Consider the following 26533-nt stretch of genomic DNA (forward strand, 5'->3'; position numbering starts at 1 on the left):
TGACAGAGATGCCAACTTCAGCTTCATTTAAAATAGATACAATTTGATGCTCTGAAAATTTTTTCATATTGAAATTCTCCTTAAAAATATCATAGAGAATTTTCTACTTTCTTGCTGTACTATTTTAGGGGATAGTTACAGGTCCTGTCTCGCCAGCAGTATCCTTCTCTATTCTTTTCCTCAAACTTGTTTTGTGAAATGTAAAAAGGTTTAGAATTTTTTTCTAATAATTCATACCAGAAGCGATAGGGAGGTCTTTCATAATATAGCTTTTTTATTTTAAATCCTCCTGCAATAATTAATATCATGGATAAAACTATTACTATATATTTTGTTTTTTTGGGATTATTTTTTGCAATAATCTGTACTTTACCTATTATCCTTACTAGACAATATAGTAATATTAAAATGATTAAGATTATACCAATCAGAATCCATGCCAACATAAGTTCAAACATTGCTAATATATCCCTTTAGAAAAATTTTTTCAAATAATCAAATAATAAACCATTTAATAAAATATTTAAAATTAATATTTACCCGGCTATAATTGTTATATTTGCTGTATATGAAATAATTTTAATAAAATCTTGGATTTATATTTTTCAAAATTTTTATAATTAATATAGACCTTTATTTTATATAAATATCTTTGTCAAATATATTATAAACCTGTGATTAATATTAATCACAGGTTATTTTACACAGACTTTAATAATTAAATTTCAATTATTTATCAAAACTGGTTGCAATATTATCCAGTAATCTGTTTTGTTCTAATAATTCACACAATTGCACATCATCTATTGCATTTGTATTTAATCCTGCCATTGCATTAACAAGCTGTTGAACTTGTTGTGTGACCTGAGGATGACCGGTTATGTCGTTATGATTTACATTATTTCCAGTATAAAAATAGTAATCACCATCTTTATTTCCATTTCGTTCAAAACTAGCAAAAATTTCTGATAATGTAATTAATTGATTTTTAAAAACAAATTTCTCAACCCCAGCCCAATTTCCAACACCTTTAGAAAGACAATCTCTTATTTCAATGGAATCACCTTGATTATAACCTAGAAGAAATAATGAATTTCCTTTTTTTCTAAAAATAACTTCACTCATATTCACATTTGTAAATATTATAGTATCTTCTGTACTATTATTATGTTGTAATAATACATTTCCATCCCAGATAAAATCGTTTCCATGTCCTTTTGAAAATATATATATGTCATCACCACCACTGCCGGAAAGATTATCATCACCAGATCCGCCCACAAATATATTTTTTCCATCATCTGCTCTTAAATCATCATTACCTGTTCCTCCTATTAATGTATTATCTCCTCCATAAGCTTGTAAAACGTCATTTCCGTTACCACCAACTAAAACATCATTATATTTTCCTCCACTGAGAATATCATCCCCATCTTCTCCGAATAATATTGCTCTGCCTGTATCAAGCGAAATACTATCATTGCCGGCAGTACCCTGTATTACCATTCCATCTTTCTGGAATTGCTCTAGGGTAATTGTCTTATCTTTGAATAGAAAATTTTCTATCGCATACCCTCTATGCGGATAAAAAAAATCTCGTATTTCAATTGAATCTCCCGTGTTATAGCCATAAATAAACAGTGTATTTCCGTTTTTTCTGAATTTCACTTCATCAAAATTGACATCTAAAAATTGAATCGTATCTGATTCTCCTGCACTGTCAGAAATATAATCTTTACCATGTCCTTTGGCAAAAATATAAGTATCGTTACCATCTCCTCCATATAAATTATCATCCCCTGTACCTCCTATCAGAGTATCATCTCCTTTATATCCATAAAGGGTATCATTACCAGCCCCACCATCCAGTATGTCATTTGCGTTATCATGTTGGCTGGCACTAAGATTATCGTTACCATCTCCGCCATGCAGTATCCCTTTGCCTTTTGGTATATAAATACTGTCATTTCCTGATGTTCCATACAACTCCATTCCTTCTTTCTGAAGCTGCTCTAATGTAACTGTTCTATCTTTGAATATAAAATTTTCTATAGCATTAATTCCATTAGAATAAAAAAAATCTCGTATTTCAATTGAATCTCCCGTGTTATAGCCATAAATAAACAGTGTATTTCCGTTTTTTCTGAATTTCACTTCATCAAAATTGACATCTAAAAATTGAATCGTATCTGATTCACCTGCCTCGTCACTTATCAGATCTTTACCATGTCCTTTAGCAAAAACATAAGTGTCGTTACCCTCTCCCCCATATAAATTATCATTTCCTCCACCTCCTATCAGGATGTCATCTCCTTTATATCCCCATAATGTATCATCTCCTGCACCACCATCAAGTATGTCATTTGCAATATCATATTGACTGGCTTTAAGAGTATCATTACCATCTCCGCCATGCAGTATTCCTCTGCCTTTTGATATATTGATATTGTCATTTCCTGATGTTCCGTACAGTTCCATTCCTTCCTTCTGAAGCTGTTCTAACGTAACTGTTCTATCTTTAAAGATAAAATTCTCTATTGAATGATTTCCCCAGCCAATAAAGAAATCTTTTATTTCAACTGAATCTCCTTCGTTATAACCATAAATAAACAGTGTATTGTCTTTTTTCCTGAATTTCACTTCTTCAAAATTGACATCTAAAAACTGAATCGTATCTGCTTCACCTGCCTCGTCACTTATCAGATCTTTACCATGTCCTTTAGCAAAAACGTAAGTGTCGTTACCTGCACCTCCGTATAGCTTATCATTCCCTGAACCTCCTATCAGAGTATCATCCTGACTTGTTCCTGATAAATTATCATCTTTATCACTTCCTTCAATTAGGTTCACATTATCTGACAATATTGAACTGGTATTCTGATATTGGTATTCTTTTATTAACGCATTCATATAGCTAATCCTTAATTAAAAAAAATTAATACAAAAGTTAAATTTAATATTTGCATTCTAATAATTAATTTCTATTTATATAAAATCCCCCTTTACTTTATAAACAAAACAATAAATACAACTCTACATTTAACTTATTAAATAAAATTATCTGTATATCATTTTTATATTAACAAGGAATAAAATACTAGTTCGTGTTTAGAAATATTCTTATATGAACTTAGTTATCCTTTTTATATAAAATCAACAAAATCTGATTTAAAACAGACTACTAGAATCCTGAATTGATATCAATTAAATTTAACATTATTTGATGTTAAGTCAAATATATACATATTATTTATATATATTTTAAATTTTATACAATATAATTAAATATTAAATATTTGGATTTTATTGTCTTTTTTATGTGTATTTTTGTTATTATTTATGTTAATTTGTCATCTTAAATTAAGATATTTTTAATACCTATGTCATTATCACCTGAGTCTCTGCCTTCAAAATCTGATTCTTTAAAAAAATCAGATAGTTTTCAAAAACCCAATATAGCGGTTACTGCACTCGTACTTATTGCCCATTTTCATGGTTTGGCAGTTAATCCTGCCGATATTACCCATAAATATGCTGAAAAAGGGGATTTAAACAGTGAGCAATGGCTATTGGCAGCCAAAGACCTGGGATTAAAAGCCAGACTGGTAAAGCATAATGTTGAACGTCTGCATCTTGTGGCTTTGCCCGCAGTTGTTTGGCGGGATGACGGACAGCATTTTGTTCTGGCTAGAATAGATGGTGATCGCTATTTAATTCAGGATCTTGAACAGGGTAAACCGGTTATCCTTACGAAAGAAGAATTTACCCAACGCTATTCTGGACAGCTTATATTGGTTACTTCCCGTGCATCAATACTTGGTCAACTGGCCAAATTTGATTTCACATGGTTTATTCCGGCTGTTATCAAATACCGGCGTATCTTTCTGGAAGTACTGGTTGTATCCGTTTTTATTCAGCTTTTTGCACTTGTTACACCTATGTTTTTTCAGGTGGTAATGGATAAAGTTCTAGTTCACCGCAGCTTTTCTACACTTGATGTGATTACTATTGCATTGCTGGTGATCATTATTTTTGATGTCGTGCTAAGCGGATTACGTACATATATATTTGCTCATACCACATCACGTATTGATGTTGAATTAGGTGCACGATTATTCAGACATCTGTTAAGTCTGCCTCTGGCTTATTTTGAGCATCGCAGAGTGGGAGATACCGTTGCACGGGTGCGTGAACTGGAACAAATCCGGAATTTTCTAACCGGACAGGCATTAACTTCTGTTTTAGACTTATGTTTTTCTTTTATCTTCTTGCTGGTTATGTGGTTTTATAGTGGCTGGCTAACATTGGTAGTTGTTATCTCCCTGCCCTGCTATGCCATCTGGTCTGCAACTATCAGCCCGATTTTGCGTGCTCGTTTGAATGAAAAATTTGCCCGCAATGCCGATAATCAGTCTTTTCTGGTTGAATCAGTCACTGCTGTCGGTACCATTAAAGCAATGGCCGTTGAACCACAGATGACCAGACGCTGGGATCAGCAACTGGCCGCTTATGTCAATTCCGGTTTTCGCGTTGCCCGGCTGGCTACTATCGGACAACAAGGTGTACAGTTTATTCAAAAACTGGTTACAGTTGTTACATTATGGCTTGGTGCGCATCTGGTAATTAAGGGCGATCTGACTGTAGGTCAGTTAATTGCATTTAATATGCTTGCAGGACAAGTAGCGGCTCCTGTTATCCGGCTGGCACAACTATGGCAGGATTTCCAGCAAGTGGGGATATCGGTATCACGGTTAGGAGATATTCTGAATACTCCGACGGAAAATCCAACTTCGCGCATGGCTCTCCCCAATATTAAAGGACAAATTGAATTTGAAAAAATTTCTTTTCGCTACCGGCCTGATGGTGCAGAAATATTACGGGATCTGAGTTTAAATATCCGGCCCGGAGAAATTCTGGGAATTGTCGGGCGTTCTGGTTCAGGTAAATCCACTCTAACCAAGCTGGTACAGCGTTTATATACACCGGAGCGGGGGCGGGTTTTAGTTGATGGTAATGATCTGGCGCTGGCTGACCCGGCCTGGTTAAGGCGTCAGGTAGGTGTGGTACTTCAGGAAAACATTCTGCTCAATCAGAGTATCCGTGCCAATATTGCTCTTGCTGATCCGGGTATGCCGCTAGAAAGAGTGATGTATGCTGCTAAAATGGCCGGTGCACATGAATTTATCATGGAGTTGCCGGAAGGATATGACACTATAGTTGGAGAACAGGGCGCAGGCCTTTCTGGAGGGCAAAGACAACGAGTAGCAATTGCCCGGGCTCTGGTAGGAAATCCGCGTATTCTGATTCTTGATGAAGCAACCAGTGCTCTGGATTATGAATCCGAACGAGCTATTATGAAAAATATGCAGGCTATCTGCAAAGGACGTACTGTACTGATTATTGCACATCGTCTGTCTACAGTCCGTATGGCCAATCGTATTATAGCCATGGATAAAGGCTGTATAGTAGAAGAAGGTACTCATCAGGAGTTACTGGAAAAACCAAATGGTTACTATCGCTATTTATATCAACTGCAAAACAGCTGACATTAAATTCAAAATAAGAAAATAAGATATGGGCATTCGCTTTCAAGCTTTTAAAGATTTTTTACAACGATATAGCACAGTCTGGAAAAATGTCTGGGCGGTACGCTTTCAATTGGACCCGCCTAAACGAGATGAAGACGAACGTGCTTTTTTACCGGCACATCTGGAATTAACTGAAACACCTGTTTCTGCCGCACCTAAATGGACAGCAAGACTGATTATTCTGTTTGCCGTGCTGGCACTATTATGGGCATTAATTGGCAAACTGGATATTGTTGCTGTAGCAATGGGTAAAACTACCCCGGGCGGACGCAGTAAAGTTATCCAGCCGCTTGAAACATCTGTTGTCGATAAAGTTGCAGTCAAAAATGGCGATCATGTAAAAAGCGGACAAGTATTAGTTCAGCTAAGTGGTATTGGTTCTGACAGTGATTATGCTCAGTCAGAAAAATCCCTGCAGGCCGCACGTTTAAATAAATTACGTCTGGAAGCGGTGATTCGTGCTGTTGATACACATCAGCCTCCTGTATTGGATCATGAACTAGCAACAAAATGGCAGTTGACTCCTGATCAGATTATGGAAGCACAATCATTAGCTATAAATCAGTTCCAAACATGGTTTACTCAGGATGCCCAATTGCAGACTGTACTGCGCGAACATCAGGCACAGTTACAGGGAACCCAGTCACAGGTAAGTAAACTTGAACAAACTACAGCCATTGAGCAACGTCGTACAGCTGATTACAAGGACTTACTGGCACAAAATTTTGTATCCAAACATGCTTATTACGAGCAGGAAAGCAAGTTTATTCAAAATAAAAATGACTTAGCCAGTCAGCGTAGTCAGCTTCGTCAAATTCAGGAAAGTATACGCGAAGCTGAGCAAAACAGACTGTTACAGACTAATACCCTTAGACGCGATACACTCGATCAATTGCGTCAGGCCAATGAACAAATTCAGCAACTAACAGAAGCAACTGATAAAGCATTACAGCGCAAACAATTAATGACATTAAAATCACCTGTCGACGGTACGGTGCAGCAACTGGCCACACATACTATAGGCGGTGTCGTTACAGCTGCTCAGCAAATTATGGTTATTGTGCCGGATCAGGATCAGATGGAAATCGAAGCACTTGTTCCGAATAAAGATATCGGTTTTGTTAAAGCAGGACAAAGTGCCATTATTAAAATTGAGTCCTTTCCCTATACTCGCTACGGATACCTTACTGGTAAAGTAAAAAATGTAAGCTTTGATGCAATTGAGGATGAAAAGTTGGGGCTGGTTTTTGCTGCTACTATTGTTCTGGACAGAAATTATCTGATGATAGATGGTAAAAAAGTGAATTTAACAGCCGGTATGAATGTAACTGCAGAAATTAAAACTGGGAAGCGTCGCGTCATCACTTATTTGTTAAGCCCGCTGCAAACTAAAGTTGATGAAAGTATGCGAGAACGCTGATGCAAAAATATACTTTTACTATTTGGAAAACTTTCTGTATTTATATTGGATACAGTGTTATTTCTGCTCCTGTACAGGCATTCGATTTATTTGATGCCTGGCAGGCTGCAATAAACTATTCTGCAGATTTTTCAGCAGCTCAAAGTGAACGCGATGCTCAAAAAGAACAACTGGCACAAACACGTGCTGCCCTGCTCCCGCAGGTAAATGGCAATTATATCTATCAGAAGCAACCCCCCTCTCTATCCAGTACAACCCAAACTCATGGCTGGAATGTTCAGGCAAGTCAGGCTCTGTTTGATAAAACTAAATGGGCACAATACCAGCAAGGTAAAATTACCGCCAATATGGCTGACTGGCAATTGGAGAATGTAAAAGAAGATTTGCTATTTAATGTTGCTAAGGCTTATTTTCAGGTCTTACTCATTGAAGATAAACTAGTTTCAATTGAAAAAGAAAAAGAAGCCTATGCAATGCAAATCAGACAGTCCAAAGCTCTATTCAATAAAGGTGCAGCCACCATTTTGGATACAAACGAAGCTCAGGCTGGGTATGAAGCAGCGCGTGCAAAAAAAGTTAGTGCAATGACCGATCTGCTGGTAGCTCAAAATAATCTGGCTAATATCACCGGCCTTGATCCGAAGAAAATTAAACGTTTAAGACATACAGATTTTGGTGACTTACTAGGCAAAACAAGCAAAGCAGATTGGATAAATACAGCGCAAACAAATAATCCGGAATGGCAGCAGCAAAAGCTGGCTTTAGAAAATGCTAAACAAGCTTATATCGCAGCTAAAGCAGAAAACTGGCCGAAGTTAACAATTAATGGCGGTTATCAGGACAATCATCAGATTCAACAATTTTATGGTTTGGATCATGGTACTCGCAGTAAAGGCGGGATTGTTACAGTTCAGCTTTCAATGCCTTTATTTACTGGTGGATTAATCCACAGTAAAATTAAAGAAGCAGCTGCAAAAGAGCAACAAAATAAATTTTTATTAATTGCTACTGAACGTAAAATTGAACTTAATGTTAATCAGGCTTATCAGACTACATTAGGCAATCTTTATCAGATTCAGGCACAGCAACAATTATTAAAAGCGAATTCTGTAAAACTAGAAGCTACCCAATTAGGTCGTAAAGTAGGTATACGCAGTAATCTGGATGAATTACAGGCTTTACAGGCTAAGGCCGATGCTGAGCAAAAATTAGCCGAAGCACAGTATGGTTATATAACAACGTATATTCAGCTTCTGCAAAGCGCAGGGATTTTGACTCAACCCACAGAACAAAAAAAATTACATAAATTGCTGTATTAAGCAATTCAATAATTAATCTTATTAAGTACCTTAGATTAAGTAGCTATCAATTTCTCTGATATTTAATTGATAGCTACTTAAGAGAAATTTGTTACTTTATTTGAATTTTCATTTTTATGTTAAATCAATTTTTATTTAAATAAAAATATTATTTAATTTTTAGAGTTTCCTAAAATTTAATGTATTGAATTAAAATCGCAATCATTTAAATTATCTATCAATTGTTGAGTCAATTCTTTACAGGCGATAATCTTTTATTTTCGATTATAAATAAAGCAAAAATCTCAAATTCAATAAAGCTATTTTCAGGTATGGTAACTTTTTACAAACTGGTAAATATAAATATAATTTCCTCATTTGCTTAGAATTTTTATATGTGAAATAAACTCACTATAACCAAACTTTTTACCGTCAATTATTTGCTGAAATTTTATTGAATAACACTTAGAAACTAATTCATCAATATTATTCTTAGTAATTAAGAAATTATTTAATGAGATTTACCATAAAAACAATATCCATTTAATTTTCTTATTGAAATTAGTAACTATCACTTAACATTTTACGGTTCAGGCGTATAAAGTTTAAATACAAAATGGATATTAACGTTTTTCCTGTCTTCGAATCAGATAAACAGCCAGACACAGAAAAAGAATTGTAGGCAAAAATGCAGCAATTATAGTCGGCACTCCATATAACTGACTGGTAAATCCAAACAGTCTTCCGGAAAAATGAAATAATAGTCCTAAACATATTCCATAGAATAGTTTCAAACCCATATTCCCATGCCGGTTTTGTTGGGGCGTAAATGCCAGCGCTACCAAAGCCATAACCATACACGCCAATGGATAGGCAATCTTTCTCCACCAGGCAAGTTCGTAGCGTGTTGTCTGTTGATGATTATGCTTCAGATGCTTGATATAAGTTGAAAGTGCTATAGCTGACATTTGTTCTGGTGCTACCAGCAATATATTGAGAAGCTGGTGATTAACAGACATTTTCCAATCCAGATTTTCAATATGATTTACAGATATCTGATTTTTCCCCAATAGTGACTGATCTACCTGATTCAAATGCCATTTAGATTTTTTACCTTCAGTAGAATGAACATCCACTTTAGCACTGAAAGCATGTAAAGTTTCAGTCAGTTGAAAATTTTCATCATGACGATAAATATTGATATCTGTTAAACTGCCATCTGGAAGCATTTCAGCTACATTTACAATATCTTTTCCTTGTTTTAACCATATACCACTATCTCCAGCACTAATGCTGTTCTGACGTGCATGTAATTGATACTGTTCTGCATAAGGACCTATTCTAGGTACGATATATTCACCAAGCAGCGCAGCAATGACTGCAAAGAATAGTCCAAATTGCAGCATCATACTAATAATGTTAGACAAACTGATTCCGGATGTTCTGATTACAGTAAATTCACTATTGCTGGCCATTTGACTAAGGCAAACCAGACCACCAACCAGTACAGCCAGAGGCATAAGCTCATAAGCATGTGTCGGAATCAGCATAAGAACATAATACAGCATTTTATCGGCAGTATAACGTCCGTCACCAACATGGCTGATTTCACCCATAATATCGAAAAAACTGTATAAGCTTACCAGTGCCAATAATGCATATAAAGTATAAACAGTCATTTGGCTGATGACAAAACGATTAAGCAAACGCATCAGGACCGTCCTCCCAGTAATGATGTAAACGCTGTTTTAAAAGAAGCTGATGGGAAGTCACGCCAGCGTAATAAGAATAGAAACAGCATAAACATCATTAGATGCATTGGAAATATGCCTAGCCAGAAAGGTATACGACCATTTTCTACCAGATCTCGCAGAAAGGTCAGGCCATTTTGATAAATTAAAAATACTGCAATTGCAATCAGAATATTGTATGTATGTCCGGTACGGGGATTAAAATAGGATAATGGTAAAGCCATTAAAGCAAGTACAATAACACTAATCGGTAATGATAAGCGCCACATTAGTTCTGCTTTGTAAATGGGTTTGTTACTAGCAAATAATGCAGAAGTAGGAATTGTATGCCGGTTCTGTTTTGGATCTATAACGGTTGTATTAACACTGATAATCATTGTCATTTTATCAAAAGAAGCTCTTTGATAATCAGCCTGTCCGGGCTTTCCATAGTAGCGAAAACCGTCTTCAAGAGTAAGAATACGTTTCTCTCCATCCTGTTTAAATTCGCCTTTTTTCGCAAAAATCGAACTTTCCTTGCCATTTTTTTCTTTTTCACGAACAAAAAGATTACTGGCACGACCGCTATCAGGGTCAAATGTTTCAATGAAATAAACTCGCGGATGGCTTTTGCCAATTTCTTTGAATACCCCGGGTTCCAGTAATGACATTTCCTGTTTTTGTTTTAGTATCTCCGCAAATTCACGGCTGCGCCACTCTGCCCAAGGCTGAATGAGCATGGAAACTATTGCCACCAAAACTGCAAACGGAATAGCGAATTTCATTAAAGGAATAATCCAGTTTCTTAATGATAAGCCACTGGATAGCCATATCACCATTTCGCTATCACGCCAATAACGTGTAAGTACCGTGATGATACTGATATAAGCTGTCAGAATAAGCAGTACAGGTGTCAGGCCAATTGTCCAGAATCCAATTAACGCAGACACTGCATCAATGGCTACACGGCCACTGGCGGCACGACCCAGCAGATTAATTGCCTGTGTAGCTACCAGTACTACCAATAAGATCACGAATATGCCTACGGCAGTCCATGATAATTCTTTAATAAATTGGCGTTGATAAATCATAAGATAATTAAACACATTTGCGACTGTCCTTACTTTAGCGGCAGCCTGCGTTACAATAAGTGCATCCGGTTCTGCTTAACGCATGATTCGTACAGAATATATACAATGCCCTTATAAAATAGGATAGGAAAATATGGAATTTAGCATAAATGCGGAACAATTGCAGCCGCAAAACAACAGTTCTTTACTATTTGTGTATTGCAAAGAAAGCAAACCAGAACAAAATCTGGCTAATACTTTGTTAACTCAATTACAACAGCAACAAAAGGATTTTATTGCGACACACACAGTAAAAGATGAATTTTTACAGGCTTTAGCTGTAGTAAACATCGATAAAGATGATTATGCCAGCATCCAGAAACTGGCTGCAAAAGCTGCCAGCTGGTCCAAAGAGCAATCATCACTCAATATAGATTTAAGCAAATTGCCGGAAATACTTGCCCAGAAATGGGTACAGGCTTTTACAATTGCTGTTGGCGAAGCGGTCTATTGCTTTGATAAATTCAAAAAAGATTCTAAGCCGGTATTACTTGAAAAAATCAATTATCAGACTGTTCACCCTGTCAATAACCACCTTAGCAAGGCCGAAGCTATTATCTATGGTATGAATATCTGTAAAGATTTAGGCAATGCACCGGGAAATATCTGTACTCCGGCCTATTTGGCTTCTTCTGCTGCCAAGATTGCCAATGATTTAGGTGCCAGTGTAAGAATCATAAACGACACCGAAATACAGGAAATGGGTATGAATGCTTTACTGTCTGTTGCACAGGGAAGCACGGCCGGAGCTTATCTTATTGAATTGCAATATCATGGAGCTTCGAATAACGAAGATAAGCCGGTAGTTTTGGTTGGCAAAGGTATTACTTTTGATTCTGGTGGTATTTCTCTTAAACCGGGTGCTGCCATGGATGAAATGAAATTTGATATGTGTGGTGCAGCTTCGGTTATTGGTACTTTTGCAGCTGCAGTAAAACTCAAACTACCATTAAACCTCGTTGCAATAATCCCAACTTGTGAAAATATGCCTTCAGGCAATGCTGTTAAACCAGGCGATATTGTTCAGGCTATGAATGGTTTAAATATTGAGGTTTTAAACACTGATGCAGAAGGCAGACTGATATTATGTGATGCACTTACCTATGCCGAACGCTTCCAGCCTAAAGCAGTAATCGATGTTGCCACCCTTACTGGTGCCTGTATCATCGCTTTAGGACATGTTGCACAAGGTGTATTAGGCAACAATCAGCAATTAATCGATCAGTTATTACAGGCAGCAGACAGTATTAATGATAAAACATGGCAACTACCATTATTTGAGGAATACAAAGAACAATTAAAATCCAACTTTGCTGATTTACAAAATATTGGCGGTCGTCCTGCGGGAACGATTACGGCTGCTGCCTTTCTCTCATACTTTACTGAATCTTACTCGTGGGCACATCTTGATATTGCCGGTACGGCATGGAATTCCGGCAATAATAAAGGTGCGACAGGTCGTCCTGTTCCACTTCTGCTTGAGTATCTGATTCAGCAATCCTGAGAAAAAAGATATGGCCACAACTACTTTTTATACTCACATTACTGACCCCGTTTCATTTACATGCCGGCTGACGCAAAAAGTATTTAAAAGTGGTTCAAATATTTTGATTTGGTGTGATGATGTAAGCCGTGTTAATCAACTGGATCATGCTTTATGGTCATTTCAACCTGCAAGTTTTATTCCACATGAAATCTGGTCACCACAACATGTTCAACCAATTCAGGCAGTATTACTGGCTTATGGTGAAGATTTACCAGTAATAGAAAAAGATTATGTTGTTATTAATCTTGCAGATGCATACTGGTGTAATGCCCCACGGAAACCAGAACGCGTATTAGAACTGGTAAGTAATGATCTGGATGAAATCGCAGCTGCACGTCAACGTTTTCGCACTTATCGGAGCGCCGGATTTAAAGTTGAGCATTTCGATATGAGGACGCAAAACTAAAACTAGCAGTTATCAAAAAAGCGGGTTATCAGTTAACCCGCTTTCTTTCTATAATTTTTATCTCATCAATTTTTCAACAATATGAGCTAAAGGTGTATCAGTAACCGGTTGCGGAAGCATATTTTGCAAGGTACGGCTATCCAGAATACCAAACTCAGGTCTTCTGGCAGCTGACTGGTAATCAGCTGTGGCAATACGCTCTACCTTAACCTGATTATACCTTTCGTCAATTTTTGCCGCTTCAGTAAATATACGCTGAGCAAATTCTGCCCAACTCATCTGCTGACTTCCCGCAAAATGTAATAAACCGCGCGGAGAATGAGGTAATGCTGCAAGGCGTATAATGGCTTCAGCCAAGTCACCGGCATAGGTAGGACAACCAATCTGATCACCAACAACCCGTATATTGGGTGTTTCCAATCCTTTTTGTAACATAATTTTTACAAAATTATGTCCGTATTCACTATAAACCCATGAAGTACGAATAACCACAGCATCTACATGAGCATTTAAAGCCAGCAGTTCACCCGCCAGTTTACTATGCCCGTATACATTCAAAGGGTTAGGTGCCATATTTTCCGTGAGAATGACATGATGATGGCCATCAAATACCTGTTCAGTCGATATATGAATCAGACGTGCACCAATGGAATGCGCAGCCTGAGCCAGATTCAGTGTTCCTGTTGCATTTACAGCAAAAGCTCTGTCTATATCTGCTTCCGCAGCATCAACTTTGGTATACCCTGCCGCATTAATAATCACATCCGGTTCAAAAGTTTTCACCATATTAAGCACATTATGTGCATCAGTAATATTCAGAGTCTGAGAATCACTGGCAATCAGCTCCCAGCTTTCCGGTAATCTGTCTCTTAAACAACTACCTACCTGACCTTTTGAACCTGTTAATAAAATACGCATGGCGAAACCTTTTATTTTAAATTGCCAATAGAAAAATGAATATATTTACAACAATAACGCTAAATCACGCTTAAAAATTATGCTTACATAAAATAAGCTTATTGTTACATATTGAAAGTTTATTTTCAGCACCAAAAAATTTTTACTCAGAAGAATTGATTTGATATGCAGCTAACTATGCTTCTGAAGCAGTTTTACCCGCTAACCATTTGGCACTTTCACGATGACGCAATAACCAGCGACAATCCTGACCTAAAACTTTTACATCAACAGTCTGCCATTTCCGCTCTGTTAAAGCATTTGGATTTTCTGATATTTCAATAGCATTGCGCGCATTAGCTCCGAGTATTTTGGGAGCCTGATAGTAAATGATTTCATCAACTGCATCAGCTGTCAGCAATGCTGAATTCAATATAGAACCTGCTTCCACCAATATCGAACCAATATCACGTTTAGCCAGAATCACCCAAAGTTTTTGTAAATCAATCTGTCCTCGCAAATTTGCAGGTACAGTAAGAATAGAAACATGCGGATAAGATACAAAAATGGCTTTTTTAGCGCTGTCTGTGACAGTAGTAATGATCAGTGTAGGACTTTTAGTGTCCTGAATTATCTGATACTCAGGTGTAAGACGTAAGCGGCTATCCAGAATAATGCGCAATGGTTGTCTTAATGTCGAAAAACGACGTACATTTAACAGAGGATCATCTGCCAGTATAGTATTAACACCAGTTAATATGGCACAACTTTCAGCACGTAATGTCTGCACATCATCACGCGCTGCCTCTCCAGTAATCCACTGGCTTAAACCATTACTTAGAGCTGTCTTACTATCCAGACTAGCTGCTATCTTCAATCTGATATAAGGTTTATTTCTTTCCTGTCTGGATAAAAAACCAGAATTCAGTTCACGCGCCTGTTGTGCAAACAAACCACTGTCAACTTGAATTCCTGCCTTTTGCAGCATGTGTAACCCATTACCTTTTACCAATGGATTTGGATCGCTCATAGCAACAACAACACGCTTAATATGAGCATCAATCAATGCCTGAGCACATGGTCCTGTCCGACCTGTATGACTGCACGGTTCCAAGGTTACATAGGCAGTAGCAGCCTTTGCCAGATATCCGGCCTGATGTAATGCGTGAATTTCTGCATGAGGCTGTCCTGCACAGACATGAAATCCCTGACCCACAATTTGTTCGCCATGAGTAATAACACAGCCTACTCGCGGGTTAGGACTGGTAGAAAACCGCCCTTGCCAGGCTAGCTCAAGGGCGGTTTGCATAAATTTCGCATCAAGCTCAGAAAAGCTCATTTTTTAATTATACTGTACATTTATGGTTTTTAAAGTACCAGCAAGTGCATTATAGTCGGCACTTTCACTGCTGGCGCATACTGAATAAAGATTATTATCCACAATCAGTGCAACACAGCTTTCATTTAGCAACGTACCATTTTGCTGATGACTGAAACGATAATTCATACGGTTTACAGTAGCGGCACCTACTTTGATATTACTAATACTACTATTATGTTCGAGACTGTCAGCCAGATTTTTAAAATATTCATCTGGTTTAATTTTTAATGTACCTAAGTTATTTACTGCCAAAGTGATATTACTACCGTCATCATGCTGTAATAAAGTTAGATTATTTAATTGTGCCGGATCTACCCAGTCTGTTGCACTATCCAGTACATCAGCAAAATCTCCGTCTACTACTATACTGAGTTTACTGTCTTTACTGGTCAGAGTCTGAGTAGCAGAAACAGCAGGTTCATCAGCAGATGCTGCGCTACTGCTGGCAGTCTGAGTATCACTTGCATCCATAGTTACAGAAGTATCCTGTTTCGTGCAAGCAGATAAGCCCAATAAAAAAAGTATTGCACACAACCCTATACGAGATTTCAACATGATATATTTAAGCTTTCATGACAAGGCATAATAGTTACAAAGTATAACAAGAATTAGCGCCGAATGCAGCGAACAAAACAATACTCTTCTCAAGGGCTGATATAACTAATTGGTATTTTTTAAAGTAGCAATTAATTGAGTAAATTCCGAAACATCGTGAAAACTTTTATAGACAGAAGCAAAGCGCACATAAGCAACTTCATCCAGCTTAGCCAGTAAACTCAAGACCATATCTCCAATCATCTGACTGGGAACTTCCTTAACCCCCATGTGATAAAGATTAGTTTCTATTTCTGCCACTGCATTTTCAATACTTTCCCTATCCATTGGCCGTTTATGTAATGCCCTGCTGATACTGGTATACAACTTAGCCGGATCAAACAAAACTTTTTCTCCAGTACGTTTGATAATCAATGGCATCCGCATTTCAACTACTTCGAACGTACTAAACCGACAATCACAAGCCAGACAGCGACGACGTCGGCGAATACTATTATTACCCTCGCTCAGACGTGTATCAATTACCTGTGTATTGTTATGCTGGCAAAAAGGACATTTCATATAAATACAAAATAAATATTAAACTGAATAGCTATTGTGGCAGGCAGTACCACTGCTGGCAAGCTTCTTTGTTCTGTAAATTCAAATGATTTAATCAATTATAGATAACTTATCTACCTGTACACAAAATTCAGCGCAAAACTTTAGGTAAAATATGGGGATAACTACAATATAATATTGATTTATATTAATTATTTTTTATTGATTAAAAAATAGGCACATTATAATTATTGGATAATCCAACACACTCAAAAAAAGAGAAATAGAAATTTACTATCAACAATTTAGTTAAACAAACAATTTATAAAAATAAATTTAATAATTATTCAAACCATTAATTTTAAATTTTCATTTTCTGTATTAAGTATTAAATTTGGACAAAATTGTTTATAGCACATCACTCAATTAAATATTTGCGCATCAGTAAGCAGTTAACGGTAACTTCACGATTGAGTGGCAATGCACATTCACCTAGTGAAGTATAACCATTAATTTCATAAAATTTTACGGAATTAAGCGATGCATAGAGCTTCAGCATACCCAGCCCTGCACGACTGGCAACATCTTCAGCACGCTGCAACAAAGCAGTTCCCAAACCCTGATTATGTACGAAAGGATGGATATATAAAGCATCCAGTTGAGCTTCTACTAAATCCATCTGAAAAAAGCCTTGTATATGGCCTTTATAATCAACCACCCATAAAGCTTTATTAGCATCTGCCAGCGTATGCAAATAGCTTTGTATATTTAATAATGACAACCATGCTTTCAATACTGTTTCATCATATTTACGTGCACAGGTATACTGAACAGCATAGCGATGAGCATTATAAATATCTTCACAGTCTTCCGGTCTCGCAGGACGTAAATAAGTAATAATACTCATATGATCTTTAACCAATATGACAATGCATCAATTTATCAAAATAAGTCAGAGATTTTATATCACTTAAACATAATTAAGCAAAACAACATCTTTTATTCAACACATGCTGGTGTTAGCATGTACAAATAAACCACACAAATATATGGAATAACATCATGAATCTAAAAACTATTTATTTAGCTGGCGGCTGCTTCTGGGGTATGGAAGGCTATTTTAAGCGTTTAAATGGCGTGATTGAAACCGAGGCCGGATATGCCAACGGTCATACTGATAATCCAAGCTATGAAGAAGTATGCAATCAGGACACAGGCCATGCTGAAACGATAAAGGTTAAATATGATGCAGATATCATCTCTTTAACTGATATCCTGCGGCATTTTTTCCGGATTGTAGACCCTACTACCCTAAATCGTCAGGCACACGATACAGGCACCCAGTACCGCAGCGGTATTTACTATACAGATCCGGCTGACCATGATGTCATTCAGGCAATGATTAAAGCTGAACAAGGGCGTTATACTGCACCTATCGTAGTAGAAGACTTGCCTTTACAACAATTTTTTCCCGCTGAAGAATATCATCAGGATTATCTGGACAAAAATCCACAAGGCTACTGTCATATTGATTTACGAAAAGCCCGAGAGCCTCTGCCTGAATTGCCACCATCGCAGACTTCCACAACATTATATGATGCAAATGCTTTCCACAAACCTGATGCAGCCACTTTACACCAGCAACTGAGTCAAGAAGCTTATCAAATTACTCAGAATGCAGGCACTGAGCGTCCGTATAGTCATCCGTATGATGAACTGTTTGTCCCTGGGATTTATGTAGATATTGTCAGTGGAGAGCCACTTTTCAGCTCACGGGATAAATTTAATTCCGGTTGCGGCTGGCCGGCATTCAGTCAGCCAATACAATCCGAAGCAGTGAGTAAACATGAAGATAACAGTCATGGCATGCAGCGAACTGAAGTGCGTAGTCAGCATGCAGACTCACATTTAGGACATGTATTTAAAGATGGTCCGCAAGATCGTGGTGGATTACGTTATTGCATCAACGGAGCAAGTTTACGATTCATTCCCTATGAAGAGATGGATGCTGCCGGCTATGCTGCCTATAAAGACATGGTGAAGTAACTTCCTCAGCATCGGACAGGATATATAAACTATCTTTGCTGTCCGATGCTGTAGTTTCCAATAGTATGAATTACTATCAAAACATAATTAATAATTAAATATTTAAATAAAAATATAAAATTATCACAACAATTTATCCAGAGATACATTCATCAATCAATAATAAAAAATCACCTTAAAGCGCTCAAAGCGGTATCATATAAGCAACCAAATCATAACTTGTCAGGGACACCCCGTTATGCCATGGAATTTTCCGATATTGCTCACTTGGTTGCGTATCCTTATCATTCCAATATTTACTTTATTATTTTATTTGCCAGCAGACTGGATTAGTGATCGCCAGATCATTAACTGGCTTGCAGCAGGCTTTTTTGCCGTAGCTGCAATAACTGACTGGTTTGATGGTTATCTGGCACGTCGTTGGAAACAAACATCTAATTTTGGTGCTTTTCTTGACCCGGTTGCGGATAAACTAATGGTAGCTGTTGCTCTGATATTACTTGTAGCAACCGGCCGCACCTATGCCATATTTGCCATGATTATCATCGGTCGTGAAATTACCATTTCTGCTTTACGGGAATGGATGGCTCAGCTTGGCAAACGAAATAGTGTTGCCGTAGCCAAATTGGGAAAATTTAAAACCGCGGCACAAATGGCAGCTATTTTTCTTTTACTACTCACTTCCCCACCATTAGCAGAACCCAATTTGTTATGGATATTTGGAAATATTCTTATGCTAATAGCCTGTATCCTTACTATCTGGTCAATGCTGTATTATTTAAAGATGGCAACGAAAGAATTTAAATCCTAAAAAATCATAGTGAAAGCAAAAAATACTTCATCAGATGTATTAATAATCTTGACACATTTTTTTTCATCGATATAATGTTGCTTCTTCATTCAGTACGAATGAACAACGCGGGAATAGCTCAGTTGGTAGAGCGCAACCTTGCCAAGGTTGAGGTCGCGAGTTCGAGACTCGTTTCCCGCTCCAAAAAAACATGCTCACATGTATAAAGTGAATTTGCGGGAATAGCTCAGTTGGTAGAGCGCAACCTTGCCAAGGTTGAGGTCGCGAGTTCGAGACTCGTTTCCCGCTCCAAAAAACATGCTCACATGTATAAAGTGAATTTGCGGGAATAGCTCAGTTGGTAGAGCGCAACCTTGCCAAGGTTGAGGTCGCGAGTTCGAGACTCGTTTCCCGCTCCAAGTTTGATGTATTAGTTGCTCTACCCGATTGAGTAAATATATAAGGCGGGATGGCAGAGTGGTCATGCAGCGGACTGCAAATCCGTGTACGCCGGTTCGATTCCGACTCCCGCCTCCAGATTATATTAGAGTTTCATGGCGGGGTGGCAGAGTGACTATGCCACAGTGTGCAAAGCTGTGCAGGCCGGTTTAAATCCGTGCCCCCGCCTCCATACAGCACACAAATATGCACAAAAGTGCATTAAAAACTACCTGCCCGGGTGGTGAAATTGGTAGACACAACGGACTTAAAATCCGTCGGCTCTTAAAACGGCCGTGCCGGTTCGATTCCGGCTCCGGGCACCATTTATTGAATCCAGATATACTTAGATGTATCTGGATTCTTTACATTTATATTTCAAGAAATACACACTTGTATATTTTGCTTCTTCAACTGCTCTGTGACATACAAACATTAAATTGATACCTGAAATTCTATTGATGATTTTCTACCTCTTACATATATTCCTATACATAAAGAACATGCTCTAACATATTTTATAAAATTTAGAAAAGCAGTAATCAAACTATACTTATTATTTTTAATAACCATGCATTTAAAAAACATGAATTTAAAGCTGGGTGAAGCGTATAGAACTCTAAAACAGGCACTGAATTCGAAGTAGCTAATCCCTCAGGCATACGCAGCCAATAGCAAAACTGATAAAGAACTACAGAGATAAAAAGCCAGCAAATTTATCTAATTTATGTTGGTAACAATAAAATTAGCGAAATTCCAATGTTAGATAAATGTTTTATTCAATACTACTATTGTATAAAGCAAAATTTTTCATACAAATCTATATTCTCAATTATGATTAGCTATAAATTGAAATATAAATTGAGAATATAAAAATAATTTCATTATTGCTTAATCCAGTCATTATTACTCTATCTTTAGCAACAAATCTTTATTATTAAATCATAAACCCATTGCTTCCCGAATCATTCTTTTTTTAATTAAGCCTGAATAATTCACCAGATTCAATCCTTTATTACGAACCCAGCCAATGGCAGGAAAATAGTCATTGGCAAATAATTTGAATAAACCATCACAACTATATTGCATCAGCCTTACTGCTAATAATCTTGATCGCTGATACTGCCTGAGAATAGACCATATACCCGAATCACTGGCATTTGTCAGTAAGTTACTGAGACATTGCACATCTGCAAAACCCAGATTTACGCCTTGTCCGGCCAATGGATGAATAGTATGAGCTGCATCCCCAATCAGAGCAATTCTTTGGCTGACAATTTTTTTAGGCTGTCGCATTATCAGGTCAAAGTTGAACACAGGAGTGGTTAGTGTTAGTTCACCTAACTTTTGATTACCTGCCAAAGCAACTTCCCGTGCAAAACTTTCTTTATCCAGCTTCGTCAAACTTTCTGGGTCAGATGTCGACCATACGATAGAAATCTGCTGCTGCGGCAAAGGCAAATAAGCAAGAATATCACTACCACGAAACCACTGATAAGCACATCCATTATGTGGTTTTTCCGTGTTGAAATTAGCAACAATACCTTGTTGCCGATATGGAGAAGCGTTTACTTCAATGCCAACCTGCTCACGCAACCAAGAATTAGCTCCATCTGCACCAACCACTAGCTGACTGCAATAAGTTTGACCATTTTCCAGAGTTATCTTTGCCGACCATACATCGGTAATCACCGATTGAGGACAACTACTGACTATTGCTACCCCCTCTTCCTCCAATGCTAGCCACAATTTTGCCAGCAAATAGCGGTTTTCAACCATTGAATTTAAACAAGGTACATTTATACTGGAGGCGTCAAAACTAATACATCCATTACCGTCACCATAAACCTCCATATGGCTTACTTTTTGTACTCTTTCTTCCGGCCAAACGCCTAATCTATTGAAAAATTGCTGATTAGTCGGACTAATGGCATAAATACGGGCATCCCAAGACTGAGAGAGACTGAGCAAATCTGTTTGAGGTGGCTTTTTTTCAATGATAAGAATTTTTTTACCTTGCTGATGTAAAGCTAAAGCTAAAGTTGCACCAACCAACCCTCCACCTAGAATAATGACATCAAAATCATATTGTGTGTTTATGCTCATTTTGCTTTCCATATCGTTTAAACAATAGTATTTATTCTAGATATCGGGATGCGGAGTTACTCCAAAAACCAGCTGCCTGGTAAACTTATGCTTCAAAACAGGCACTGATCCCAAAATACTCATACCCATACTTTGTCCATATGCCAGCCCGCTGTGAGCATGATCAAACAGTTGTACCAGAATATGCGTAAAGCCTACAACTGCACGAGCATCATAAGCACGTATTCGTGCATATTTTCCGGCTAAAGAACTATCATTAAGAGAAATTTTATCTGTCTTACCAAATGTTGCACTTAACATTTCGGCATCACGAACACCGAGATTCAATCCTTGTGCAGCAACTGGATGCATGGTTTGGGCAGCATTTCCAATGCAAATTACTCTCTGGCTATATACCTGGTTAAGCTGACGTAATTTCAATGGAAAAGTTGCCGGCGTTCCCATTTGCTCTAAATGACCTAAGCGATCTCCCATTACAGACTGTAACTGCTGATTAAATTCTGCCACATTCCACAGCTCTCGTTGCAATGCTTCTTCATGAGTACATGTCCAGACCAGTCGAAAATCATTTCTATAAGGTAATAAAGCAAGCGGTCCATTTTCAGTAAAACGTTCATAGGCAATAGCATGATTGCCTGCCTCGAACTTTAGAGTATTAACTAAAGCCAGCTGCCGGTAATCATGGGTGTGTACTTTTATATTCGGCAAACCGGCAGCCAGTTCACCTCCTTCTGCCAGAATCAGCCATTGTGCAGTTAAGTTATGCCTTCGTTGCTGATAAAAACACTGTGCTGAAGCCCAATGAGTTGTACTTTGTACCTGTTCAACAGTTGTTTGCCATTGCACAGATATATTGTTTTTTTGTAATGCTGTTTCACAAGCCTGTAATAATCTGACATAATCAATCGTCGCTCCAAGATAAGGTAATCCTATATCCTGTGCTGACATTAGTACACGACCAAAATGATGCTGCCGTGAAACATGTACCTGCCGGATAAAAGTCAACATTTCATCAGGCAGATATACTCCGGCCTGCCGGAAAGTCTGGATACTATGATATGACAAAGCAAGAGTACGCTGATCATTCAGATTACTGTCAGCAGCTCTGGCCTCCAGTAATAAAACCGATTGATTCTGCTGTTTTAACAACAAAGCAGTAAGCATGCCAACAGGGCCTGCACCGATAATAATAAACGGATAATGTGATAATGGCTGCATAAGCAGTACTCTTAATCAAGACAGTCAAATTCTAACGTAATTTATCCATATAGAAACATAAATCTTATTTACCAGTCAGATTAAATAAAATTCTTGCTAAGCTAATATGTAATTCTTTTTTCAAGCACTAAAGTTCTACTCCAACTTCTTCAGCCTGATAATGAAATAAATATTACTCTTTTACTTAATAGTTTATAAATTGATAAAATTTATTTCGACAGATACAATTACTAAATCGAAAAATATACAAAATAAAACACCATTATAAAAATGGTGCTTTATATGGTTTCAATGTTTCTGTTTATGCTTTTTTTCGCATCAATACACCACCAATCAGCATTGCCAGCAACTGTACACTAATTAATACAACAGCAGTCATAAACCACCCTCCACTCTCAAAGGCATGACCACATAATAATGAGCCGGCAAAACCGCCTGCATAATAGCACATGTAATACAGACCGGAAGCCAGTGAACGGCCTTCTGTTACATTGGCAGAGATATAGGTAATAGTAGACGATTGAGTAATAAAAATACCGCTACTCATAATAGCCAGTGCCAGTACAATAACCCATAACGGATGCATCAGGGTTATCAGCACACCAAAAATGGATAAACTCATAGCTATTAATACAGTTAGATTGGTACCAAATTTGACAATTAACCGAGCTGATAATGGAGTAATAATCATACCAATCAGATATACGGCAAAAATATTAGCTAATTGTGAACTGCTTAGATTATATGGCGGCTGATCAAGATACAAATTGATATAGGTAAAACAACCAACCAGAGAAAACAGAACACAAAAACCCAATGCACAAGCTGCAAGAATATACCGGTTATGTAAATGATGCCATAAGGTTATTAATGCTGTTGAAATCTGTGGTTTAGCCTCGAATTTTTGCGATGCAGGAAGATTTTTCCATACCAGAACCGCTCCAGATATACTGATAATACCCATTATTAAGAAAGCATGACGCCAGCCCATAAAGTCTGTGAGGTATCCCATCAGAAACCGGCCAAGGAAACCACCCAATACCGTACCAGAAACATAAAAGCTCATCAGTTTGATACGTGTATTACCAGAAAATTCTTCACCTAAATAAGCCAGTAAAACGACAGTTATGCCGGGTACTGCAACACCCTGAGCAAAGCGCAACCACCATAGCCAATTGATACTGTGCACAAAAGACAATGCTAAAGTAGGAATAGCAATAAAAAAAACCGAACCTACAATAAAAGCTTTGCGTCCGAAAGCATCTGAAATCATTCCTAAAAACGGAGACGTTAATGCGACAGCCAAAATTGTCGCTCCTACAGTTGAACCTATTGCAGCAGCACTGGCATGGAACTCCTGCATCAATACAGGTAACACTGACTGAATAGCGTAAACCTGAATAAAAGCCAGAGCACCGGTAATCAGCACTGTTATAATTAAGGCCAGATTCAGTTTTGGAGTGATTGAAGGTGTAAGTGGTTTACTCATTATAATGCAAACTATTTATTAGAATTATCTGAATAACATATAATAATTAATCTGATTATTTCAAATAATGGTTAAACAAAATATTTTAAAATTTGTTATATTATGTATTTTATTTATTATACCTCTCAGTGTAATTATAGCTTTTCAGATTTGCAGTAATTTAAACTTCTGGATAATATCACTTTATTCTTTATATAGTTATTATTAATTATTAATTTCTTAAAAAATAAACCGTTAATAAATTGAGTTTATACGCTTACAAAAATATGAATAAATATTACCTATATAAAAATATTTATACTAATCAACAAATTAAACAATATCATTTTATTTATTGCATTTAATGGTTATTATCCGTGTAAACTTCAATTAGCAATAATATACAGATATTACAACTTTAAACTGAATAATATATTTCAAGAAAGTAGAATAGTATCAACATTTTTTATAGTAATAAGGGGATTAGATATTTAAAAAGCATTTGGAATAACTAGTATTAATTTTAAATTAATGTCAAAATAAAATAAATTTGTGTAATTAAGTGCAATCTTATAAATTGTATAAACTTTAACTTTAATTTATTATCGCCGCCTGTTTCATCGCTGCGACAATAATCCTCAGGATACTTGTATCATGGCAATAAGTTTTTTAGATAAAACCGATTTGAAAATCCTGCAAGTTTTACAAGATAATGGTCGTCTTACTAATGTTGAGCTATCCGAGCGAGTAGCTTTATCACCATCGCCATGTCTGCGCCGGTTAAAGCAGCTTGAAGAATCGGGGATTATTCGCCGTTATGCAGCTCTTCTGGACCCTTATCATGTAGAACTGGGTTTGCAGGCATTTATTCGGGTTAGAGTTAATAAAAGTAAACAGTCCCGTGATGAGTTTACTCTTGCTGTTCAAAGCTGGCCTCAGGTGCTTAATTGTTTTGCACTCACTGGGGAGTCTGATTACATTCTTCAGGCTTTTTTCTCAGATATGAATGCTTTTTCGCACTTCGTACTGGAAACTTTACTGGCAACTCCGGGAGTGGAAGATGCCAAATCCAGCTTTGTACTGAAAGAGATTAAAACAACTACTTCGTTACCGCTGGAACATTTAAATGTAGGCTAAAAAACTCAAAATTAGTTTTAATAAACTAATAGTAAAGAATGTTTTAATTATTTAAGAATTCATGCTACGCTTGAGCGTCTGTTATCTACATAGATAAATACATATGTCTGTCATTTATAATCAGGATGAAGAAATTATTGCTATTTGCCGCCACTGGCTGGAACAGGCAGTAATCGGACTTAATCTTTGCCCTTTTGCCAGAAAACCTTACAATTTAAAAAGATTGCGGTTTAGCATAAGCCATGCCAGACATGTTGATGCATTTCTGGAATTCATAGAGCAGGAAATTCAGTTGTTGTTACAAACGCCGGCACACGAAACAGAAACCACTTTAATTGTCGAACCTTCATTATTTACAGATTTTGAGACGTTTCTGGATGCTGTAACTTTAGCAGAAGATGTACTTCAGGAGATTGGAGCAAATGGCATCATACAAATAGCCCCTTTTCATCCTGAATTTCAGTTTGCTGATGAACCTAAGGATGATATCAGTAACTATACTAATCGCAGTCCCTATCCTATTTTACACTTGATACGTGAAAGTAGTATTGATCAAGCGATTGCGGCATTTCCTGATGCTGCAACCATATATGAACGTAACAAAGCATTGTTACGGGAAATGGGAATGGAAGGCTGGACAAAATTAGCAATCGAATACCCGTTGCAAAAATCAAAATAAATTAATCTTAAACTTCATATCAAACTGTAAAATTCGAATCTTTCCTCTGAACTATCATGCTAAATCTTTTATTAATAGCTCACTTTTTATCGAGTTTACTTTTTAACACCATACGAAATTATTGTTAAAATCTCTATTTGCTTAAATAGTAAACTATCAA

Annotated in this window: 19 protein-coding genes, 6 tRNA genes and 1 pseudogene; 15 read left to right on the forward strand and 11 right to left on the reverse strand. The window is 37.2% G+C overall.

What is annotated here, in order from left to right; all coding sequences use genetic code 11:
* Positions 1–729: 729 nt before the first annotated feature.
* A complete protein-coding gene (locus GYX91_RS06830) occupies positions 730–2910 on the reverse strand; it encodes a calcium-binding protein (RefSeq protein WP_174830339.1) in 2181 nt (726 codons plus the stop codon).
* A 470-nt stretch (positions 2911–3380) separates the two neighbouring features.
* On the opposite strand from GYX91_RS06830, the gene GYX91_RS06835 reads away from it, so the two are divergent.
* The 3 genes from GYX91_RS06835 to GYX91_RS06845 are packed head-to-tail and all read left to right on the forward strand — an operon-like array spanning position 3381 to position 8327.
* Positions 3381–5546 carry a type I secretion system permease/ATPase gene (locus tag GYX91_RS06835; RefSeq protein WP_174830341.1) on the forward strand — a complete coding sequence of 722 codons (2166 nt, stop codon included), beginning with the start codon at positions 3381–3383 and terminating at the stop codon, positions 5544–5546.
* 34 nt (positions 5547–5580) lie between these two features.
* Complete coding sequence (locus GYX91_RS06840; protein WP_174830580.1) at positions 5581–7008, forward strand: HlyD family type I secretion periplasmic adaptor subunit; 1428 nt, start codon at positions 5581–5583, stop codon at positions 7006–7008.
* Positions 7008–8327, forward strand: coding sequence for a TolC family protein (locus GYX91_RS06845; RefSeq protein ID WP_174830343.1), 1320 nt, complete (start codon positions 7008–7010; stop codon positions 8325–8327). Before GYX91_RS06840 ends, GYX91_RS06845 begins: the two co-directional genes overlap by 1 nt.
* 602 nt (positions 8328–8929) lie before the next feature.
* Here GYX91_RS06845 and lptG read toward each other — a convergent pair.
* Both lptG and lptF read right to left on the reverse strand, forming a co-directional pair.
* The gene (lptG, locus tag GYX91_RS06850; RefSeq protein ID WP_174830345.1) at positions 8930–10018 is read right to left on the reverse strand and encodes an LPS export ABC transporter permease LptG; all 1089 of its coding nucleotides are present in this window, start codon (positions 10016–10018) and stop codon (positions 8930–8932) included.
* Complete coding sequence (gene lptF / locus GYX91_RS06855; RefSeq protein ID WP_084547227.1) at positions 10018–11127, reverse strand: LPS export ABC transporter permease LptF; 1110 nt, start codon at positions 11125–11127, stop codon at positions 10018–10020. The genes lptG and lptF overlap by 1 nt, the downstream gene beginning before the upstream one ends.
* A 133-nt stretch (positions 11128–11260) precedes the next feature.
* On the opposite strand from lptF, the gene GYX91_RS06860 reads away from it, so the two are divergent.
* On the forward strand, positions 11261–12670 hold the full coding sequence (locus GYX91_RS06860; protein WP_174830347.1) for a leucyl aminopeptidase: 1410 nt from the start codon (positions 11261–11263) through the stop codon (positions 12668–12670).
* Between the two features lie 10 nt (positions 12671–12680).
* Positions 12681–13118: a DNA polymerase III subunit chi gene (locus GYX91_RS06865; RefSeq protein WP_174830348.1), complete on the forward strand. Its 438-nt coding sequence runs from the start codon at positions 12681–12683 to the stop codon at positions 13116–13118.
* A gap of 57 nt (positions 13119–13175) precedes the next feature.
* Here the strand turns inward: GYX91_RS06865 and rfbD are convergent, their stop codons facing one another.
* The 5 genes from rfbD to GYX91_RS06890 form a co-directional block, all read right to left on the reverse strand.
* On the reverse strand, positions 13176–14036 hold the full coding sequence (gene rfbD / locus GYX91_RS06870) for a dTDP-4-dehydrorhamnose reductase (RefSeq protein WP_174830349.1): 861 nt from the start codon (positions 14034–14036) through the stop codon (positions 13176–13178).
* A 175-nt stretch (positions 14037–14211) separates the two neighbouring features.
* Positions 14212–15354 (reverse strand): bifunctional diaminohydroxyphosphoribosylaminopyrimidine deaminase/5-amino-6-(5-phosphoribosylamino)uracil reductase RibD, encoded by a 1143-nt coding sequence (gene ribD, locus GYX91_RS06875; RefSeq protein WP_174830350.1) that lies wholly within the window; start codon positions 15352–15354, stop codon positions 14212–14214.
* Positions 15355–15357: 3 nt separating this feature from the next.
* Positions 15358–15867 carry a cytochrome C gene (locus GYX91_RS06880; protein WP_174830352.1) on the reverse strand — a complete coding sequence of 170 codons (510 nt, stop codon included), beginning with the start codon at positions 15865–15867 and terminating at the stop codon, positions 15358–15360.
* A 189-nt stretch (positions 15868–16056) separates the two neighbouring features.
* The gene (gene nrdR / locus GYX91_RS06885; protein ID WP_025331013.1) at positions 16057–16512 is read right to left on the reverse strand and encodes a transcriptional regulator NrdR; all 456 of its coding nucleotides are present in this window, start codon (positions 16510–16512) and stop codon (positions 16057–16059) included.
* A 397-nt stretch (positions 16513–16909) separates the two neighbouring features.
* On the reverse strand, positions 16910–17398 hold the full coding sequence (locus GYX91_RS06890; protein WP_025331014.1) for a GNAT family N-acetyltransferase: 489 nt from the start codon (positions 17396–17398) through the stop codon (positions 16910–16912).
* A gap of 146 nt (positions 17399–17544) precedes the next feature.
* On the opposite strand from GYX91_RS06890, the pseudogene msrAB reads away from it, so the two are divergent.
* From msrAB to GYX91_RS06930, 8 genes and pseudogenes are all read left to right on the forward strand, one after another.
* Positions 17545–18537, forward strand: a pseudogene (gene msrAB / locus GYX91_RS06895) (bifunctional peptide-methionine (S)-S-oxide reductase MsrA/peptide-methionine (R)-S-oxide reductase MsrB); the annotation flags it as partial.
* 238 nt (positions 18538–18775) lie between these two features.
* Positions 18776–19348: a CDP-diacylglycerol--glycerol-3-phosphate 3-phosphatidyltransferase gene (gene pgsA, locus GYX91_RS06900; RefSeq protein WP_025331015.1), complete on the forward strand. Its 573-nt coding sequence runs from the start codon at positions 18776–18778 to the stop codon at positions 19346–19348.
* 107 nt (positions 19349–19455) lie between these two features.
* A tRNA-Gly gene (locus GYX91_RS06905) sits at positions 19456–19531 on the forward strand.
* Positions 19532–19563: 32 nt separating this feature from the next.
* Positions 19564–19639: transfer RNA gene (locus GYX91_RS06910), tRNA-Gly, on the forward strand.
* A gap of 31 nt (positions 19640–19670) precedes the next feature.
* Positions 19671–19746 (forward strand) — tRNA-Gly (locus GYX91_RS06915).
* 44 nt (positions 19747–19790) lie between these two features.
* Positions 19791–19864 (forward strand) — tRNA-Cys (locus GYX91_RS06920).
* Positions 19865–19883: 19 nt separating this feature from the next.
* Positions 19884–19958: transfer RNA gene (locus GYX91_RS06925), tRNA-Cys, on the forward strand.
* Between the two features lie 42 nt (positions 19959–20000).
* Positions 20001–20091, forward strand: a tRNA-Leu gene (locus GYX91_RS06930).
* A gap of 616 nt (positions 20092–20707) precedes the next feature.
* Here the strand turns inward: GYX91_RS06930 and GYX91_RS06935 are convergent.
* The 3 genes from GYX91_RS06935 to GYX91_RS06945 all read right to left on the reverse strand — a co-directional run bounded on the left by GYX91_RS06935 (position 20708) and on the right by GYX91_RS06945 (position 24578).
* Complete coding sequence (locus GYX91_RS06935; protein ID WP_038648938.1) at positions 20708–21871, reverse strand: FAD-dependent monooxygenase; 1164 nt, start codon at positions 21869–21871, stop codon at positions 20708–20710.
* Between the two features lie 36 nt (positions 21872–21907).
* The gene (locus tag GYX91_RS06940; protein ID WP_025331017.1) at positions 21908–23089 is read right to left on the reverse strand and encodes an FAD-dependent monooxygenase; all 1182 of its coding nucleotides are present in this window, start codon (positions 23087–23089) and stop codon (positions 21908–21910) included.
* Between the two features lie 301 nt (positions 23090–23390).
* Positions 23391–24578 (reverse strand): MFS transporter, encoded by a 1188-nt coding sequence (locus tag GYX91_RS06945; RefSeq protein ID WP_078474359.1) that lies wholly within the window; start codon positions 24576–24578, stop codon positions 23391–23393.
* Positions 24579–25211: 633 nt separating this feature from the next.
* Between GYX91_RS06945 and GYX91_RS06950 the strand changes: the two genes are divergently transcribed.
* Both GYX91_RS06950 and GYX91_RS06955 read left to right on the forward strand, forming a co-directional pair.
* Positions 25212–25694 carry an Lrp/AsnC family transcriptional regulator gene (locus tag GYX91_RS06950; protein ID WP_025331019.1) on the forward strand — a complete coding sequence of 161 codons (483 nt, stop codon included), beginning with the start codon at positions 25212–25214 and terminating at the stop codon, positions 25692–25694.
* Between the two features lie 103 nt (positions 25695–25797).
* Positions 25798–26373: a DUF1415 domain-containing protein gene (locus tag GYX91_RS06955; RefSeq protein WP_041879856.1), complete on the forward strand. Its 576-nt coding sequence runs from the start codon at positions 25798–25800 to the stop codon at positions 26371–26373.
* The last annotated feature ends 160 nt before the right edge of the window (positions 26374–26533 follow it).

Source organism: Snodgrassella sp. ESL0304 (genome assembly GCF_013344995.1).
GTDB lineage: Bacteria > Pseudomonadota > Gammaproteobacteria > Burkholderiales > Neisseriaceae > Snodgrassella > Snodgrassella alvi.